The following is a 15,770-nucleotide window of genomic DNA, read 5'->3' as shown; positions in this document are numbered from 1 at the left end:
GGGTGAGGGGAAGTCTCCGCGAGGACGGATGCAGTTGAATCTGCGGAGGCTCCCCCTCACCCGCATCGCATCTTCGATGCGGTGCGACCTCTCCCCGCAAGCGGGGCGAGGTGAAGAAAGAGCTCAATTCAGCAGAAACCCGCCGTCCACCGTCACCACGCTCCCCGTCATGTACCGCGACGCCTGCGAGGCCAGCAGCAGGATCGCGCCGTCGAGATCGGACTCGGCGCCGACGCGGCGCTGGGGGATACGCTTGGCCAGGCGCTCGCCCGGCGGCGTCGACCAGAATGCGTGGTTCATCTCGGTGTCGATGTAGCCGGGCGCGAGCGCGTTGATGCGGATGTTCTGCCCGGCGAGCTCGAGCGCCATCGCCCTGGTCGCCTGGATGATGCCCGCCTTGGAGATCGCGTAAGGCGACACAGCCTTCAGCACGCCGGTGCCGAGTACGGAGGCAATGTTGACGATGTTGCCGGGCTGCTTGCGCGCGATCATGCGCCGCGCAACTTCCGTCGCGAGGAAATAGGCGCCCTTCAGATTGGCGCCGATTACGGCATCCCAATCGGATTCGGTCTGCTCGGTTGCGAGCTTCTCGATCGCGATGCCGGCATTGTTGACCAGCACCGTGATCGGACCGAGCGCGGCTTCCGCCGCATCGACGGCTTTCGCAATCGAAGCGATATCTGTGACGTCGAGCGCGACCGCGGCGGCGCGGCCACCCTTGCCGCGGATGTCCTGTTCCAGATTCTTCAACTTTTCCGTTTGCCGCGCCGCCAGCGCGACGGCCGCGCCATGCGCCGCCAGCACCCGGGCAAATTGCCGCCCCAGCCCCTGGCTCGCGCCCGTCACGAGGATGGTTTCTTTACTGACGTCGAATAGGTCTGACATGACGATTTCCCTGGACGTGTTCCCGCGCTTTTGGAGCCCATCAATACAGACGATTTTAACGATCTGAAACCGGAACGATCGGTTCAGCGTTCATTCGTTCCATGGCAGGGCTTTCGCAATGAACAGTTTCGATCTCGCGGTCTATGCGGCGTTCGCAGTTGCAATCGGATTTGGCTTCAGGACCGGCCTGCTCGGCAGTGCCATGACCATCCTCGCCTATCTCCTCGCCGCCCCCATCGCCGTCGCGCTGATGCCGCTGATCGTCCCGCAGGTCGCAAGCAATCCGAATCCACCGCTGTTTCAGAACTGGATCTGGTTCTTCGGCATCTTCGTCGTGGTCGGCATGCTGTTTGGATATATCGGCCGCCTGGCGCTGAGCGACACCATACGCGACGCCGGCATCGGCGACCGGCTCGGCGGCGCCGCGCTCGGCGCGATCAGGGTCGGCCTCGTCGCCACCACGCTGGTGCTGGTGTTCGACCAGATCGTGCCGGCCAACCGCCAGCCGCCGTTCCTCGCCGGCTCGCATCTGCGGCCGCTGTTCTCGGCCGCCGGCCAGATGGGCTTCAAGTCGCTGCCACCGGAGGCGGCCTCCGCGATCGACCGCCTCAAGCAGGAACGGCGCATCTAGCTCATTGTCTGGGCATGAACTTTTCGGAAAACTGCGGACACTTTTCCGGATCATGCCCGCACATTTGCATCGCCGCGCCGACGCGCATGCATTTTGGTGCGAGCCCGTCCCTTATCAGCGGCGTCGAGGTTGGCTAGAGTGCCGCCGTCTTAAAACCTGCCTGCCATTTACGGGAGTGAAACAGTGGATCTTGGGATCAAAGGTCGCCGCGCCATCGTCTGCGCATCCAGCAAGGGCCTCGGACGCGCCTGCGCCATCTCGCTGGCCGAAGCCGGCGTTCACGTCACGCTGACCGCGCGCGGCGCCGAAGCCTTGAAGAAGACGGCCGACGAAATCCGCAAGGCCTATCCCGATGTGACCGTCACCGAGATCGTCGGCGACATCACGACGCCGGCCGGCCGCGAGGCCGTGCTGAAGGCCTGCCCAGAGCCGGACATCCTGATCAACAATGCCGGCGGCCCGCCGCCCGGCGATTTCCGCAACTGGACCCGCGACGACTGGATCAAGGCGATCGATGCCAACATGCTGACGCCGATCGAGCTGATCAAGGCGACCGTGGACGGCATGATGGCGCGCAAGTTCGGCCGCATCGTCAACATCACCTCGGCCGCGGTGAAGGCGCCGATCGACATCCTCGGCCTCTCCAACGGCGCGCGCGCCGGCCTCACCGGCTTCATCGCCGGCCTGTCGCGCAAGACCGTGATCAACAACGTCACCATCAACGGCCTCTTGCCGGGCCCGTTCGAGACCGACCGCCTGCGCAGTACCGCGAAGGGGGAATCCGAGAAGCGCGGAATCACGCCGGACCAGGTTCTGGCCGAGCGCGCCAAGCTCAATCCCGCCGGCCGCTTCGGCGATCCCGACGAATTCGGCTATGCCTGCGCCTTTCTCTGCGGCGCGAGGGCCGGCTTCATCACCGGCCAGAACCTCCTGCTTGACGGCGGCGCCTTCCCCGGCACGCTGTGAGGGCAGGGCTACACCTCTCCCCAGCGGGGAGAGGTGGATTCCCGATGCCGCACCTGCTTGCCCAAGACTCAGAAAGCAATCCAGATGAGAGCGGTCTGGTACGAAGAGGCAGGACCGGCGGCGGACGTTCTCACCTATGGTGAGATGGCGACGCCGGTCGCGGGCCCAGGCGAAGTTCGCATTCGCCTGGAAGCCTCCGGCGTCAACCCGGCCGATGTCGGCCGGCGCGGCGGCAGCTACCGGACCATGGAATATCCCCGCGTGATCCCGAACAGCGACGGCGCGGGGTTTGTCGATCAGGTCGGCGACGGCGTGACGCGTTTCAAGATCGGCGACCGTGTCTGGCTGTTCAACGGCCAGCGCAACGGCCGCGCCTTCGGCACGGCGGCGGAATATATTGCGCTTGCCGAGCAGCTGGTGACGCCGCTGCCGGATCATCTTTCGTTCGCGGAAGGCGCAACGCTCGGCATCCCCGCGATGACCGCGTGGTGCAGCCTGTTTGCGGACGGACCGATCGTCGGCAAGACCGTGCTCGTCACCGGCGGTGCCGGCGCGGTCGGCCACTATGCCGTGCAGCTCGCCAAATGGGGCGGCGCGCAGGTGATCGCAACCGTCAGCTCGGCGATGAAGGGGGAGCAGGCCCGGCAAGCGGGGGCCGATCTCGTGGTCAATTACAAGGACGAGGACGTCGCCGCCAAGGCAATGGCCTTTTCCGGCGGACGCGGCGTCGACCGTGTCGTCGATGTCGATTTCGGAGGCAATATCGCGACGACGCTGAAGCTGATGGACGTCAATTCCACGATCGCGGTCTACGCCACCAATGGCAACCGCACGCCGACAGTGCCGATGCGCGAGCTGATGGAGAAATGCATTACCCTTCGTTCGCTCGTGCTGTTCGCACTGCCGCCGGCGCTGCTTGGGGCTGCGCAGGCCGATATCTCGAAATGGCTGGCGGCAGGGCCGCGCATCCATAATGTCGCGGCGCAGTTCGCGCTGTCGGAGACCGCGCAGGCGCATCTCGCCGTCGAGAAGGGCGACAAGCTCGGCACCGTGATCGTCGATTGCGCCAAGTAGGTCCTACGAGACCGGCGTGGTCCGCTCGTCGGACCAGTCGATACCAAGCTCGTCCATGCCGTCGGCGAGCAGATCGCCCAGCATCGGCTCGCCCAGCAGATACCGCACCGCTTCGCGCCGGGGCGCCTTGTACTCGGCGCGCGCCTCGACGGCGCGGGTACGCAGATCGTCCCACTCCTCGACGTCACCGTCGCCGCGGCCGAGCCACATCAACGTGACGAGATCAAGCTGCTCGTCCTCGTTCAGCGCCCGGATGAAGCCTGCAAGCTCGCCAGCGACCGGATCTGACGCGTTGTCCTCCAGCACGTCGATCTCGTCATCGTCGGACGGATTCGACCCCGAATCCGGATCGGACGCCGCTTCCTTGACGTCGAATTCACGGGCCTTCTCGATGATGAAGGCAACCTTGTCGGCGGAAATGGCAAGCTCTGGCATGGGCTCCCCCTGGGGTGTCGTTTGGCTGGTTCGGGTTCCTCGGATAACGCGATATCGCGACAGATGATCCATTGCGTTCGACCACGGAAGGCCGCATCTTTCGCGAAAGCAAGAAAATCCGGGGGCGCAGGGCATGTCGTGGACGGTCGGCAAGGTCAGGATCACGAAGATCGTCGAAATGGAGACGGTCGGCTCGACCCGCTTCATCCTGCCGGCCGCGACCAATGATGAAATCCGGAAGCTGCCCTGGCTGATGCCGCATTTTGCCACGGATGAAGGCCGGCTGAAGATGTCGATCCATTCACTGGTGGTGGAGACACCGGCACGTCGCATCGTGGTCGACACCGGCCTTGGCAACGACAAGCAGGGCCGCGGCGTGCCGACCTGGAACAACCGCAGCACCCCGTTTCTGGAGAGCATGACCGCGGCGGGCTTTCCCCCTGACAGCATCGACACGGTGCTGTGCACGCATCTTCATGTCGATCACGTCGGCTGGAACACGAAGCTGTCTGGCGGTCGATGGGTGCCGACCTTCCCCAACGCCCGCTACCTGTTCGGCAAGACCGAATACGAATATTGGCGCGGCTACACGGCCGAGCCGGACAAGGTCGCGGTGTTCAACGATTCCGTGAAGCCGGTCGTCGATGCCGGCCAGGCCGAGTTGATCCCAAGCGACCACCGGCTCTGCGAGGAAATCCGCGTGATCCCGACCCCCGGCCACAGTCCCGGGCACGTGAGCGTCCTGATCGAGTCCGGCGGCGAGCAGGCGCTGCTCGCCGGCGACGTCGCCCACCACCCCTGCCAGATGGCGCATCTTGACTGGTGCTCGGTCGTCGATACCGACCCCGCTCAATCGGCGGCCAGCCGGCACAAATTGTTCTCGCGCTTTGCCGACAGCCCGACGCTGGTGATCGGCGGGCACTATTCGGCCGGGCACATCCGGCGGGACGGGGATGCGTTCAGGTTCGTGGCGCTGCAATCGTAGGGGGCAAAGCGGAGCGTGCCCACTATTCCCGGGGCAACCACGAGAATTGGAGGGCACGGCGCTTCGCACCTTTGTCCGCCCTACGATCCCTGAATTGCGGGGGCTGCAATGCGCCCCGCTTTGAGCGGTTGAATTTCCCGCCGCCCTGTTCCATGAAGCTATTTAACCGATCAGTCCATCCCAAGGGAGAAACGAGAATGAAGCTTGTTCGTTATGGCGAGAAGGGTGCGGAAAAGCCCGGCCTGATCGACAAATCCGGCCAGTTGCGCGACCTGTCGGCGCATGTGAAGGACCTCACCGGCGAAGCCTATTCGCCTGATACTCTGAAGAAGCTGGCGGGCCTCGATCCCGCTTCGCTGCCCGCCGTCTCGGGCAAGCCGCGCTTCGGCGCGCCCGTGACCGGCATCTCGAAATTCGTGGCGATCGGCCTCAACTACAGCGACCACGCCAAGGAGACTGGTGCGGCGATCCCGACCGAGCCGATCATCTTCATGAAGGCGAACACCTCGTTGTCCGGTCCGAACGACGCGGTCGAGAAGCCGCGCGGCTCGACCAAGCTCGACTGGGAAGTCGAGATCGCCGCGATCATCGGCACCCGTGCCAAGTATGTCTCGGAAGCCGATGCGCTGAACCATGTCGCCGGCTATTGCGTCTGCAACGACGTCTCCGAGCGCGCCTTCCAGACCGAGCGCCTGGGGCAGTGGACCAAGGGCAAGTCGCACGATACCTTCGGCCCGGTCGGACCGTGGCTTGCGACCAAGGACGAGATCAAGGACGTGCAGGACCTGTCGATGTGGCTCGACGTCAACGGCCAGCGCCGCCAGACCGGCTCGACCAAGACCATGATCTTCTCCATGGCCAAGTGCATCTCCTATGTCTCGCAGTTCATGACGCTGCTGCCGGGCGACATCATCACCACCGGCACTCCGCCCGGCGTCGGGCTCGGCATGAAGCCGCCGACTTTCCTCAATGTCGGCGACGTCGTCACCCTCGGCATCGAGGGCCTCGGCGAGCAGCGCCAGGAGATTATTGGGGCGTAAGCCTCCGACCACGACGGCCCGCCACAACATCATTGCGAGCGAAGCGAAGCAATCCGGAATCCCTCCGCGGCGACACTCTGGATTGCTTCGTCGCTTCGCTCCTCGCAATGACGAAGCAAAACTTTCATTGTTGGATACGCGCCATGAAGCTCTCCTTCTCCCCAGCCTCGCCCTTTGCCCGCAAGGTGCGCATCGCCGCGATCGAGCTCGGGCTGATCGACAAGATCGAATTCACGCCCGCGACCGTCGCTCCGGGCACGGCCAACGAGGACTATTCGCGCATCACACCGCTGAAGAAGCTGCCGGTGCTGATCACCAATGACGGCGACGTCATCTTGGACTCCTACGTCATCGTCGAATATCTCAACGAGATGGCCGGCGGCAGCCTGATCCCCGACTATGGCCCACGGCGCTGGAAGGCCAAGACCAATCATTCCCTGATCAACGGCATGCTCGATTCCATGCTGCTGTGCCGCTACGAGAAGATGGTGCGGCCGCAGGGCCTGCAATGGCAGGCATGGTCGGACGACCACTGGAACCGGGCCTGGACCGGCATGGCGCGCTTCGAGAACATGCCCGACGTGCTGAACGGCCCGTTCGACATCTCGCAGATCGGCCTCGTCTGCGTGCTCGGTTATGCCGACTTCCGCTTCGCCGATTGCGGCTGGCGCAAGGCCTATCCGAAGCTCGACGCCTTCCACCAGAAGATGCTGGAGCGGCCTTCCGTCAAGATCTCGGTGCCGCCGGCCAGCTAAAACGCGATGATCCGCATCGCGCTTCAGCTTTCCGTTCGAGCATGATCTTTTCGGAAAACCGCCGCACACTTTTCCGGATCATGCTTGTAACTCGCAGGAATTCTCATGAGCCTGAAATACTCGGTCGGCGATCTCACCATCCATCGCATCATCGAGCAGGAGACGACGTTCCTCCCGGCGCTGGAGCTCATCCCCGGTCTTACGCCGGAGGTGCTGGCCGAGAACCGCGCATGGATGCGTGAGGCGAAGGCGATGGACGAGCAGAATGTCTTGATCCTGTGTTTCCAGTCCTATGTGATCAAGACGCCGCACCACACCATTCTGGTCGACAGCTGCATCGGCAACGACAAGCCGCGGCCGCAGCGCCCGAAATGGAACATGAAGACCGACGACACCTATCTGCGCGGACTCAACGCTGCCGGATTCTCGCCTGACGACATCGACTTCGTGATGTGCACGCATCTCCACGTCGATCACGTCGGCTGGAATACGCGGATGGAGAACGGCCGCTGGGTGCCGACCTTCCCGAAAGCGCGCTACGTGTTCGCCAAGCAGGAGTTCGACTACTGGACCGAGCAGAACGCGAAGGCGGAGGTCGCCCCCTTCGTCGACAGCGTGTTGCCGGTGGTCGAGGCCAAGCGTCACGAGGTGGTCGGCAACGACCACCAGATCGGCGATCACGTCCGCATCCTGCCGACACCGGGCCACACGCCCGGCCATGTCGCTGTTACGATGGGCCGCGGCAAGGACGACGCCGTGTTCTCCGGCGACCTCATGCATTCGCCGTTGCAGACGCTTTATCCGGAACTGTCGATCAAGTTCGACGTCGATCCGGCGAAGGCGGCAACCACGCGCCGCAGTTTCCTGGAGCGCTATTGCGACACCGATACGCTGTGCTGCACCGCGCATTTCCCGTCGCCGTCGGTGGGCAAGATCCGGCGCAAGGGCAGCGGGTTCGTTTGCGCGGCGGTTTAGTAGAGTCCGCACTCGTATGGAGGGCAAAGCGAAGCGTGCCCACCATGCCAAACGCGGTGTAGAAAGATGGTGGGCACGGCGCGCAAAACGCGCCTTTGCCCACCCTGCGATTCCACCCGAGTGGAGGAAGCGATGGCCGATCTCCCCGACGTCCCCCTGCCCGCCGGCATCCGCTCGCGTTATGTCGACGGCATCAACGGCCTGCGCATGCATGTGCTGGAGGCAGGCTTCGAGACCAGGGGCCGGCCCTGCATCCTGCTGCTGCACGGCTTTCCCGAGCTCGCCTTCTCCTGGCGCAAGGTGATGCCGGCGCTCGCCGAAGCCGGCTATCACGTGATCGCGCCGGACCAGCGCGGCTACGGCCGCACCACGGGATGGAGCGCCGATTTCGACGGCGATCTTGCGCCCTTCTCGCTCCTCAACCTGGTGCGCGATGCGCTCGCCCTGGTGTCGGCCTTCGGCTACGAGCAGGTCGATCTGGCCGGACATGATTTCGGCAGCCCGGTCGCGGCCTGGTGCGCGCTGATACGTCCGGACGTGTTTCGCTCGGTGACGATGATGAGCGCGCCGTTCGGCGGCGCGCCGCCGTTGCCGTTTGGCACGGTCGACGCGCCGGCGAAGCCTGCGGTCGAAGACCCCGTTCACCGCGAGCTCGCCGCGCTGCCGCGTCCGCGCAAGCACTATCAATGGTACTATTCGACACGTCAGGCCAATGCCGACATGCAGCACGCGCCGCAAGGCGTGCATGATTTCCTGCGCGCCTACTACCATCACAAGAGCGCGGACTGGGCCGACAACAAGCCTTACCCGCTGACATCATGGTCGGCGAGCGAGCTCGCAAAACTGCCGACCTACTACGTGATGGACGCCGGCGAGACCATGGCCGAGACGGTTGCGAAGGAGATGCCCTCGGCCGCCGCGATCGCCGCCAATCGATGGCTGCCGGACAGCGAGCTTGCGTATTACAGCGCCGAATATCGCCGCACCGGATTCCAGGGTGGCCTGCAATGGTACCGCTACGGCACGTCGGGCATGCTCAATAACGAGATGCAGCTGTTCTCCGGTCGCAGCATCGACGTGCCCTCCTGCTTCATCTCGGGCAAGCAGGATTGGGGCACCTACCAGCGCCCCGGGGTGTTCGAAGCGATGCTGGGCCGCGGGTGCACGAACATGCTCGGCTGCCACCTCGTCGACGGTGCCGGCCATTGGGTGCAGCAGGAGCAGCCTGCCGAGGTGAGCCGTCTGCTGCTCGACTTCCTGACGAAGAGCGGCCCGGCGTGATTTGACCGGGGAACCCCGGCATTCTATATAGTTTAGAATTATTCTAAACTTGGGAAGCAGGGCCGCCGTGAAGAACTTTTCCGATCTGACCGAGCGCGAGGTGCTCGCGGTCGCGATCTCCTCCGAGGAGGAGGACAGCCGCATCTACATGACCTTCGCCGAGGATCTCCGCGAGCGTTATCCGGATTCCGCCAAGATCTTTGAGCAGATGGCCGAGGAAGAGCGCGGGCATCGTCACATGCTGCTGGAAACCTATGAGCAGCGTTTCGGTCCGCACCTGCCTCCCATCCGCCGCGAGGACGTCAAGGGCTTCCTGCGACGCCGCCCGGTCTGGCTCACAAAGAACCTGTCGCTCGACACCATCCGCAGGGAGGTCGAGACCATGGAAATGCAGGCCGAGCGCTTTTACGTCAAGGCCGCCGAACAGGCTCAGGACGTCGGCGTTCGCCGTTTGCTCGGCGATCTCGCCGAAGCGGAGAAAGGCCACGAAGAGATGGCCGCAAAGCTGTCGGACCAGATCCTCAGCCCTGATGTGCGCGCGGAGGAAGATCGCACCAACCGCCGCATGTTCGTGCTGCAATACGTGCAGCCGGGCCTCGCCGGACTGATGGACGGATCGGTCTCGACTCTGGCGCCGCTGTTCGCGGCCGCGTTTGCCACCCACCAGAATTGGCAGACCTTTCTGGTCGGCCTCGCCGCCTCCATCGGCGCCGGCATCAGCATGGGATTTGCGGAGGCGCTGTCCGACGACGGCTCGCTCACCGGTCGCGGCTCGCCATGGCTGCGCGGTCTCACCTGCGGGGCGATGACGACGCTCGGCGGGCTCGGCCACACCATGCCCTATCTGGTGCCGGACACGTGGGCCAATGCGTTCTGGATCGCGACCGCGATCGCCGGCATCGTCGTGTTCTTCGAATTGTGGGCGATCGCCTTCATCCGCGCGCGCTACATGGACACGCCGTTCCTCCAGGCTGTGTTCCAGATCGTGCTCGGCGGCGCCATCGTGCTGGCGGTGGGGATATTGATCGGGGCGGCGTAGACGGCGATGACGGAGCGCAATACGAGTTCATCGTCAATCCGATCATGGGCGTCGGCTCCGGCCGCCATGGCGAGGCGGATGTCACGCCGGCCGCGCGCGTCACGCCCGCATCCGATCGTCTCGTGGTGAAGATGATCAACGGCTACGCATTTCGCGCATGCCTTTGCATGCAGCTTCCAACCCTCGAGCGACACTTGTCGCAGGATCGGGCGACTTCATGACGGGCCAACTTCACTATGGGACACCGGCCAAGATCTTCCACTGGCTTATTGTCGGACTGCTTGTCGTGCAATACCCGATCGGCTGGCTGATGCCGGACCTGCACCGCGGCATGACGCCCGGTGCCGGGATGACGTTTCACGTCTCGGTCGGAATGACGGTTCTGGCTCTGACCGCCCTGCGCTTCTTCTGGCGTCTTACCCATCCCGTTGCACCGGAGAGCTCGCTCCCGGCCTGGCAACGCGTGAGCTCAGAGGCGATCCACTGGCTGCTTTATGCGCTGGTGTTCGCCACGACGATTTCGGGCTGGCTGTTTGCGTCCTTCCGCGGATGGTCTGTTTCCCTCTTCTATCTTGTGCCGCTGCCGATGCTCGCGTCCGACAACGCTGCCGCCGGGCGGACAATCGACGGCCTGCACCAGGCCATGGAACTGGCGCTCGTCGTAACCATCGGTATTCACGTTGCAGCCGGGCTCGCACACATCTTCATCTATCGCGATCGTGTCATGCAGCGGATGCTGCCCAGGTAGCTTTCGTCACAGGTCAACGGCTGTCAAACGGCGGTTGCGACATCAGGTAAAACTGCGCATCATCTGTCCAGCAAAGCGCGGGAGAATGCCGTGGCCAAATCGGAATGGAGTTTCAAGAGCGCGGTCGAGCTTTCGGCGGCACTGACCGCGAAGAAGGTCTCCGCGGTAGAGCTCACGCAGGATGCGATCGAACGCATCGAACGACACGACGGCAAGGTCAACGCGATTTGCGTCAGGGATTTCGACCGAGCGCTCGGTGCTGCGCGCGAAGCGGACGCCGCATTGGCGCGCGGCGAACGGAAGCCGCTGCTCGGCCTGCCCGTCACGGTGAAGGAATCCTTCAACGTCGCCGGCCTGCCCACGACCTGGGGGTTCGTTCCGCAGAAGAATTTCAAGCCGGTGGAAGACGCGCTACCGGTGGCACGCATCAAGCAGGCCGGCGGCGTGATCCTCGGCAAGACCAACGTCCCAGTAGGCCTCGGCGACTGGCAGAGCTACAACGACATCTACGGCACCACGAACAACCCCTATGATCTCGACCGCACGCCGGGAGGATCATCCGGGGGATCTTCGGCAGCCCTTGCGGCAGGCTATTGTGCGCTCGCCACCGGCTCCGACATCGGCGGCTCCCTGCGTGTGCCGGCCTTTCATTGCGGCATCTTCGCTCACAAGCCGACCATCAATCTCTGCCCGGCACGCGGCGAGACGCCGCCTCCGTTTCCAGCCCTTCCGCGCGACAACGATCTCGCCGTCATCGGGCCAATGGCGCGCACGGCAGCGGATCTGCCCTTGCTGCTCGACGTTATGGCTGGACCCGATCCGCTCGAAGCCGGCGTCGCCTACAAACTCGATCTGCCTGTTGCACGGCATCAGTCGCTGCGGGATTTTCGCGTCCTGGTGATCGAAAGCCATCCATTGCTGCCGACTGACCGGGATGTGCGCGGCGCGATCGACAGGCTCGCAACCGATCTCACGAAGGCCGGCGTGACGGTCGCGCGCGAGAGCGCGCTGCTGCCGGATTTTGCGGACACGTCGCGGCTTTATATGCGCATGCTGCTCGGGTTCCTCGGCGCGTTCTTCCTTCCCGACGTGCTGGCGGATTCGCAATCCCGAGCGAGCCAATTGTCGCCGGAGGACCAGAGCCTTGGCGCGGAGCGGCTGCGCGGCATCACTGCAAGTCACCGTGCCTGGGTGCTCGACGCCGGCGGTCGCGCCGGCCTACGCGCACAATGGCGCGCGCTGTTCAGCAGCTTCGACGCGGTGATCTGCCCGATCATGCCGACGCCAGCCTATCCGCATGATCATTCGCCGGAGCAGCGCTTGCGAACCATCAACATCGATGGCAAGGACTACCCCTATTCCGACCAGCTCGCATGGCCCGGCATTGCGACGCTTCCGGGCCTGCCGGCAACGGCCGTTCCGCTCGGCCTGTCGAAGGACGGCCTGCCGGTCGGCGTTCAGATCATCGGGCCGTTCCTCGAGGACCGAACGCCGCTGAAACTCGCCGGGCTGATCGAACGCGAGTTCGGCGGGTTCGTGCCGCCGAAGATGTTTGATGACTAGTTCCTTGGCAATGACGGCGCAATATATCTGCTGGATCCGGGCTTGATGCTTCGCGGGCGCCGCGACGTCACCGCTCCAAGGTCTTCAGCAGCAATTTCAGCGCTGTCGCCGCAAATATCTGCATGTTGGCGAAACGGTCGTTGCTGCCCGTCTCCAGCGTCGTCACTTCCGCTGCGGGCCCGGCGACCGCCATGCAGCTATGGCCTGCGGCATCGCCGTAGCGGTTGCCGGTGGGACCGGCCGCGCCGGTCTCGGACAGGCCCCAGTCGCAGTTGAAGCGGCTGCGCATCTGCTCGGCCAGCAGCTGCGCGTAGGGCTCCGATGAGGACCGAAAGCCCTTCATGCCGTCGTCCGAAATATCCATCAGCACGCGTCTGGCATCGCGGGTGTAAACCACCGCGCCGCCGAGGAAATAGGCGGAGGCGCCGGGCACCGCGAGCAGGCTGGCCGAGATCAGGCCGCCGGTCGAGGATTCCGCCACGGCAATGGTCTGTTTGCGCGCGATCAGTCTGCCTGCGACCTGTTCCGCGATGCCGACGAGCTCTTTCATGCCTTTGACCTCTCATTCCCTCGCAACCGAGCTCAGCCTTCCTAGCATATGACAGCGCCGTTGGCCGAGTTGCGGGCGGCGGGCAGGCCTGCTTGAATGCAGCCACAAGACGGAGCGACCGAGCGCCGCCCACGACAAGACGTGACGAGGAAACGTGAAGGAGACGTCATGGCGTCCCTGATCGCCGGCGGGGTGGATTGCGATCTGCATCCGGCCGTGCCGCATCTGACCAGCCTGCTGCCCTATCTGAACGACTATTGGCGCGATCAGGTGACGACGCGCGGCATGGTCGACCTCGTCTCGCAATCCTATCCGCAGAACTCGCCGATCACGACGCGGCCCGACTGGCGCCCTGAAAGCGGCAAGCCGGGCGAAAGCCTGGAAGACATGCAGCGCCATGTGCTCGATCCCTTCCAGTTCACGCATGCCATCTGCAATCCGCTCTACGGCGTGCAGATGGTGTTTTCGGAAGACCTGCAAGCCGCCTTCTGCCGCGCGCTGAACGACTGGCTCGCCAAGGAGTGGCTCGATCGCGACCCGCGGCTGCGCGGCTCGATCGTGATTCCCACGCAGAGCATCGACAAGGCCGTTGCCGAGATCGAGCGCTGCGCGCCGGACAGGCGCTTCGTGCAGGTGCTGATGCTGGTGATGGGCGACACGCCGCTGGGCAAGCGTGCGCTGTGGCCGATCTACGAGGCCGCGGAACGGCTGGGGCTCCCAATCGGCATTCATGCCGGTTCCGCCTATCACAATCCGCCGACCTCGGTCGGATGGGGTTCCTACCACATCGAGGACTATGTCGGTCAGGCCCAGGCGTTCCAGACCCAGCTCACCAGCCTGATCGTCGAGGGCGTTTTCGCCAAATATCCGCGGCTGAAAATGGTGATGCTGGAATCCGGCGTCTCCTGGATCTCCCCCTATCTCTGGCGCCTGCACAAATTCTGGCGCGGGGTGCGGATGGAGACGCCCTGGGTCGATCGCGCGCCGCTCGAGATTGTGCGCAGCAACATCCGCTTCTCGTTACAGCCATTTGATGCGCCGCCGGATCAAGCGACATTAATTCGCCTGTTTGATCATATGCAGTCGGACGAATTGGTCCTATTCTCCACCGACTATCCGCACTGGCAGTTCGACGGCCAGGACGCGCTGCCCGAGGGCCTCACCCCCGATCTCGTGCGCAAGATCATGATCGATAATCCGCATGCCACCTACCCCCGCCTGACTTAGCCCGCTGCCAAAGGAGGCAAGGCGATGAATATCCAGTTCCGCGAGAGCACCGAAGCTGCTTCCCCACTGACCGTCAAAACCGCGATCGCGGACTGCGACATCCATCCGGCCCGCGCGACCCGCACCGAGCTCTATCCCTATCTCGCCAAACGCTGGCAGCATCATCTCGAAGTCTACGGCGTCCATGCCTATCAGGGCATGATGGAAGGGCCGCCTTACCCGAAGGCCCAGCCCAACGCCTCGCGCCGCGACGCCTATCCGCCGGAGGGCGGGCCGCAGGGCTCATCGCTCTCCTTCATGCAGAAGCAGCTGCTCGATCCCAACAACGTACAGCTGGGCGTGCTCAATCCGCTCAACACCGGGCAGGGAATCCGCAACCACGAGCTCTCGGCGGCGCTGTGCTCCGCGGTCAACGACTGGCAGATCGACAAATGGACCAGCAAGGATAAGCGGCTGAAGGCGTCCATTGTCGTCGGCAATGAGGACGGCTTGTCCGCCGCCGCCGAAATCCGCGAGCGCGCCGGTGATAGGAATTTCGTTCAGGTGCTGCTGCTCAGCCGCAACGTCGAGCCGCTCGGCCAGCGCCGCTACTGGCCGATCTATCAGGCCGCGGAAGAGGCGGGGTTGCCCGTCGGCGTGCACGCCTTCGGCTTCGGCGGCAACCCGATCACGCCGTCGGGCTGGCCTTCCTATTACATCGAGGAGATGGTGGGCCATTCGCAGTGCCAGCAATCCGCGCTGGCGAGCCTCGTGTTAGAGGGCGTGTTCGAGCGCTTCCCGAAACTGAAGATGGTGATGATCGAGGCCGGCTTCGGCTGGGCGCCGTCGCTGGCGTGGCGACTCGACAAGGTCTGGCGGCGGCTGCGCAGCGAGGTGCCGCACGTCAAACGGCCGCCATCCGAATATATCCGCGAGCAGGTGTGGTGGACGACGCAGCCGATGGAGGATCCGGAACGGCGCGAGGATCTGTTCGACGTCATCAATTGGATCGGCTGGGACCGCCTGCTGTTCGCGACCGACTATCCGCATTGGGACTATGACGAGCCGTCGCGGGTGCTGCCGGCGGGCGTCAGTGAAGCCAATCGCGAAGCGTTTTATCTCGGCAATGCGAAGAAGCTCTACGGCATTTCCTGATGGCAAGTTCCTGATGGCAAGACACGTCATCGCTCCCGTCGACGAGCTTCCGCCGGGCACGCGAAAATTTCTGGAGATCGACGGGCGGCCGATCGCGGTCTTCAACATCAAGGGCGAATATTTCGGCCTGATGAACCGCTGCCCGCATCAGGGCGCGGCGCTGTGCGAGGGCCCGCTGATCGGGCTCGCGCAATCCAGCGACCCTGGTGAGATCGAATACACCAGGCTCGGCGAGATCATCCGCTGCCCCTGGCACGGCTGGGAGTTCGACATCCGCACCGGCCAGTCCTATTGCGATCCCCGCCGCTTCCGCGCGAAGGCGTACCCGGCCCATGTCGAGCCGGGTGCGAGCGTGGTGAGGGGGCCGTATGTCGCCGAGACTGTTACGGTGCGGGTCGAGAGCGATTACGTGGTGGTGGAGTTGTAGCCAGCCGCACGTTTCACACCCTCCCTGGAGCGGGAGGGTGAAGGTCGACGATGAT

Annotated in this window: 17 protein-coding genes; 14 read left to right on the top strand and 3 right to left on the bottom strand. The window is 64.2% G+C overall.

The window, feature by feature from the left end; genetic code table 11:
• Positions 1-123 precede the first annotated feature (123 nt).
• The gene (locus JQ572_RS05755) at positions 124-885 is read right to left on the bottom strand and encodes an SDR family oxidoreductase (protein WP_211381978.1); all 762 of its coding nucleotides are present in this window, start codon (positions 883-885) and stop codon (positions 124-126) included.
• Between the two features lie 118 nt (positions 886-1,003).
• On the opposite strand from JQ572_RS05755, the gene JQ572_RS05750 reads away from it, so the two are divergent.
• The 3 genes from JQ572_RS05750 to JQ572_RS05740 all read left to right on the top strand — a co-directional run bounded on the left by JQ572_RS05750 (position 1,004) and on the right by JQ572_RS05740 (position 3,556).
• Positions 1,004-1,516, top strand: a complete 513-nt coding sequence (locus tag JQ572_RS05750) for a CvpA family protein (protein ID WP_211381977.1) — start codon at positions 1,004-1,006, stop codon at positions 1,514-1,516.
• A 183-nt stretch (positions 1,517-1,699) separates the two neighbouring features.
• A complete protein-coding gene (locus JQ572_RS05745) occupies positions 1,700-2,482 on the top strand; it encodes an SDR family oxidoreductase (protein ID WP_211381976.1) in 783 nt (260 codons plus the stop codon).
• A gap of 84 nt (positions 2,483-2,566) precedes the next feature.
• Positions 2,567-3,556, top strand: a complete 990-nt coding sequence (locus JQ572_RS05740; RefSeq protein WP_211381975.1) for an NADPH:quinone reductase — start codon at positions 2,567-2,569, stop codon at positions 3,554-3,556.
• 3 nt (positions 3,557-3,559) lie between these two features.
• Here the strand turns inward: JQ572_RS05740 and JQ572_RS05735 are convergent, their stop codons facing one another.
• Positions 3,560-3,991 (bottom strand): DUF3775 domain-containing protein, encoded by a 432-nt coding sequence (locus tag JQ572_RS05735; RefSeq protein ID WP_211381974.1) that lies wholly within the window; start codon positions 3,989-3,991, stop codon positions 3,560-3,562.
• A 133-nt stretch (positions 3,992-4,124) separates the two neighbouring features.
• Between JQ572_RS05735 and JQ572_RS05730 the strand changes: the two genes are divergently transcribed.
• From JQ572_RS05730 to JQ572_RS05695, 8 genes are all read left to right on the top strand, one after another.
• Positions 4,125-4,976 carry an MBL fold metallo-hydrolase gene (locus tag JQ572_RS05730; protein ID WP_211381973.1) on the top strand — a complete coding sequence of 284 codons (852 nt, stop codon included), beginning with the start codon at positions 4,125-4,127 and terminating at the stop codon, positions 4,974-4,976.
• A 197-nt stretch (positions 4,977-5,173) separates the two neighbouring features.
• Complete coding sequence (locus tag JQ572_RS05725) at positions 5,174-6,016, top strand: fumarylacetoacetate hydrolase family protein (protein WP_211381972.1); 843 nt, start codon at positions 5,174-5,176, stop codon at positions 6,014-6,016.
• Positions 6,017-6,159: 143 nt separating this feature from the next.
• A complete protein-coding gene (locus JQ572_RS05720; protein WP_211381971.1) occupies positions 6,160-6,771 on the top strand; it encodes a glutathione S-transferase family protein in 612 nt (203 codons plus the stop codon).
• A 105-nt stretch (positions 6,772-6,876) separates the two neighbouring features.
• The gene (locus JQ572_RS05715) at positions 6,877-7,746 is read left to right on the top strand and encodes an MBL fold metallo-hydrolase (RefSeq protein ID WP_211381970.1); all 870 of its coding nucleotides are present in this window, start codon (positions 6,877-6,879) and stop codon (positions 7,744-7,746) included.
• A gap of 132 nt (positions 7,747-7,878) precedes the next feature.
• Positions 7,879-9,027 (top strand): alpha/beta fold hydrolase, encoded by a 1,149-nt coding sequence (locus JQ572_RS05710; RefSeq protein ID WP_211381969.1) that lies wholly within the window; start codon positions 7,879-7,881, stop codon positions 9,025-9,027.
• Positions 9,028-9,094: 67 nt separating this feature from the next.
• On the top strand, positions 9,095-10,066 hold the full coding sequence (gene mbfA, locus JQ572_RS05705) for an iron exporter MbfA (RefSeq protein ID WP_211381968.1): 972 nt from the start codon (positions 9,095-9,097) through the stop codon (positions 10,064-10,066).
• A gap of 217 nt (positions 10,067-10,283) precedes the next feature.
• Positions 10,284-10,814, top strand: a complete 531-nt coding sequence (locus JQ572_RS05700; protein WP_211381967.1) for a cytochrome b — start codon at positions 10,284-10,286, stop codon at positions 10,812-10,814.
• Between the two features lie 90 nt (positions 10,815-10,904).
• Positions 10,905-12,377 carry an amidase gene (locus tag JQ572_RS05695; protein ID WP_211381966.1) on the top strand — a complete coding sequence of 491 codons (1,473 nt, stop codon included), beginning with the start codon at positions 10,905-10,907 and terminating at the stop codon, positions 12,375-12,377.
• Between the two features lie 67 nt (positions 12,378-12,444).
• Here the strand turns inward: JQ572_RS05695 and JQ572_RS05690 are convergent, their stop codons facing one another.
• Positions 12,445-12,927 carry a CinA family protein gene (locus JQ572_RS05690; protein ID WP_211381965.1) on the bottom strand — a complete coding sequence of 161 codons (483 nt, stop codon included), beginning with the start codon at positions 12,925-12,927 and terminating at the stop codon, positions 12,445-12,447.
• Positions 12,928-13,095: 168 nt separating this feature from the next.
• Here JQ572_RS05690 and JQ572_RS05685 point away from each other — a divergent pair, with 168 nt between their 5' ends.
• The 3 genes from JQ572_RS05685 to JQ572_RS05675 are packed head-to-tail and all read left to right on the top strand — an operon-like array spanning position 13,096 to position 15,715.
• Positions 13,096-14,154 carry an amidohydrolase family protein gene (locus tag JQ572_RS05685; RefSeq protein WP_211381964.1) on the top strand — a complete coding sequence of 353 codons (1,059 nt, stop codon included), beginning with the start codon at positions 13,096-13,098 and terminating at the stop codon, positions 14,152-14,154.
• A 24-nt stretch (positions 14,155-14,178) separates the two neighbouring features.
• Positions 14,179-15,288, top strand: coding sequence for an amidohydrolase family protein (locus JQ572_RS05680; protein WP_211381963.1), 1,110 nt, complete (start codon positions 14,179-14,181; stop codon positions 15,286-15,288).
• Between the two features lie 13 nt (positions 15,289-15,301).
• Complete coding sequence (locus JQ572_RS05675) at positions 15,302-15,715, top strand: Rieske (2Fe-2S) protein (RefSeq protein ID WP_211381962.1); 414 nt, start codon at positions 15,302-15,304, stop codon at positions 15,713-15,715.
• Positions 15,716-15,770 lie beyond the last annotated feature (55 nt).

Source organism: Bradyrhizobium sp. SZCCT0153 (genome assembly GCF_018129995.1).
GTDB lineage: Bacteria > Pseudomonadota > Alphaproteobacteria > Rhizobiales > Xanthobacteraceae > Bradyrhizobium > Bradyrhizobium japonicum_G.
The sequence above is the reverse complement of the archived record's forward strand: the minus strand, read 5'-3'. Positions and strand labels throughout refer to the sequence as shown.

Bases quoted from the DNA above. Each gene is read 5' to 3' on its own strand.
- JQ572_RS05755 (WP_211381978.1), bottom strand. From the start codon at position 885: ATGTCAGACCTATTCGACGTCAGTAAAGAAACCATCCTCGTGACGGGC.
- JQ572_RS05750 (WP_211381977.1), top strand. From the start codon at position 1,004: ATGAACAGTTTCGATCTCGCGGTCTATGCGGCGTTCGCAGTTGCAATC.
- JQ572_RS05740 (WP_211381975.1), top strand. From the start codon at position 2,567: ATGAGAGCGGTCTGGTACGAAGAGGCAGGACCGGCGGCGGACGTTCTC.
- JQ572_RS05735 (WP_211381974.1), bottom strand. From the start codon at position 3,991: ATGCCAGAGCTTGCCATTTCCGCCGACAAGGTTGCCTTCATCATCGAG.
- JQ572_RS05730 (WP_211381973.1), top strand. From the start codon at position 4,125: ATGTCGTGGACGGTCGGCAAGGTCAGGATCACGAAGATCGTCGAAATG.
- JQ572_RS05725 (WP_211381972.1), top strand. From the start codon at position 5,174: ATGAAGCTTGTTCGTTATGGCGAGAAGGGTGCGGAAAAGCCCGGCCTG.
- JQ572_RS05720 (WP_211381971.1), top strand. From the start codon at position 6,160: ATGAAGCTCTCCTTCTCCCCAGCCTCGCCCTTTGCCCGCAAGGTGCGC.
- JQ572_RS05715 (WP_211381970.1), top strand. From the start codon at position 6,877: ATGAGCCTGAAATACTCGGTCGGCGATCTCACCATCCATCGCATCATC.
- JQ572_RS05710 (WP_211381969.1), top strand. From the start codon at position 7,879: ATGGCCGATCTCCCCGACGTCCCCCTGCCCGCCGGCATCCGCTCGCGT.
- JQ572_RS05700 (WP_211381967.1), top strand. From the start codon at position 10,284: ATGACGGGCCAACTTCACTATGGGACACCGGCCAAGATCTTCCACTGG.
- JQ572_RS05690 (WP_211381965.1), bottom strand. From the start codon at position 12,927: ATGAAAGAGCTCGTCGGCATCGCGGAACAGGTCGCAGGCAGACTGATC.
- JQ572_RS05685 (WP_211381964.1), top strand. From the start codon at position 13,096: ATGGCGTCCCTGATCGCCGGCGGGGTGGATTGCGATCTGCATCCGGCC.
- JQ572_RS05680 (WP_211381963.1), top strand. From the start codon at position 14,179: ATGAATATCCAGTTCCGCGAGAGCACCGAAGCTGCTTCCCCACTGACC.
- JQ572_RS05675 (WP_211381962.1), top strand. From the start codon at position 15,302: ATGGCAAGACACGTCATCGCTCCCGTCGACGAGCTTCCGCCGGGCACG.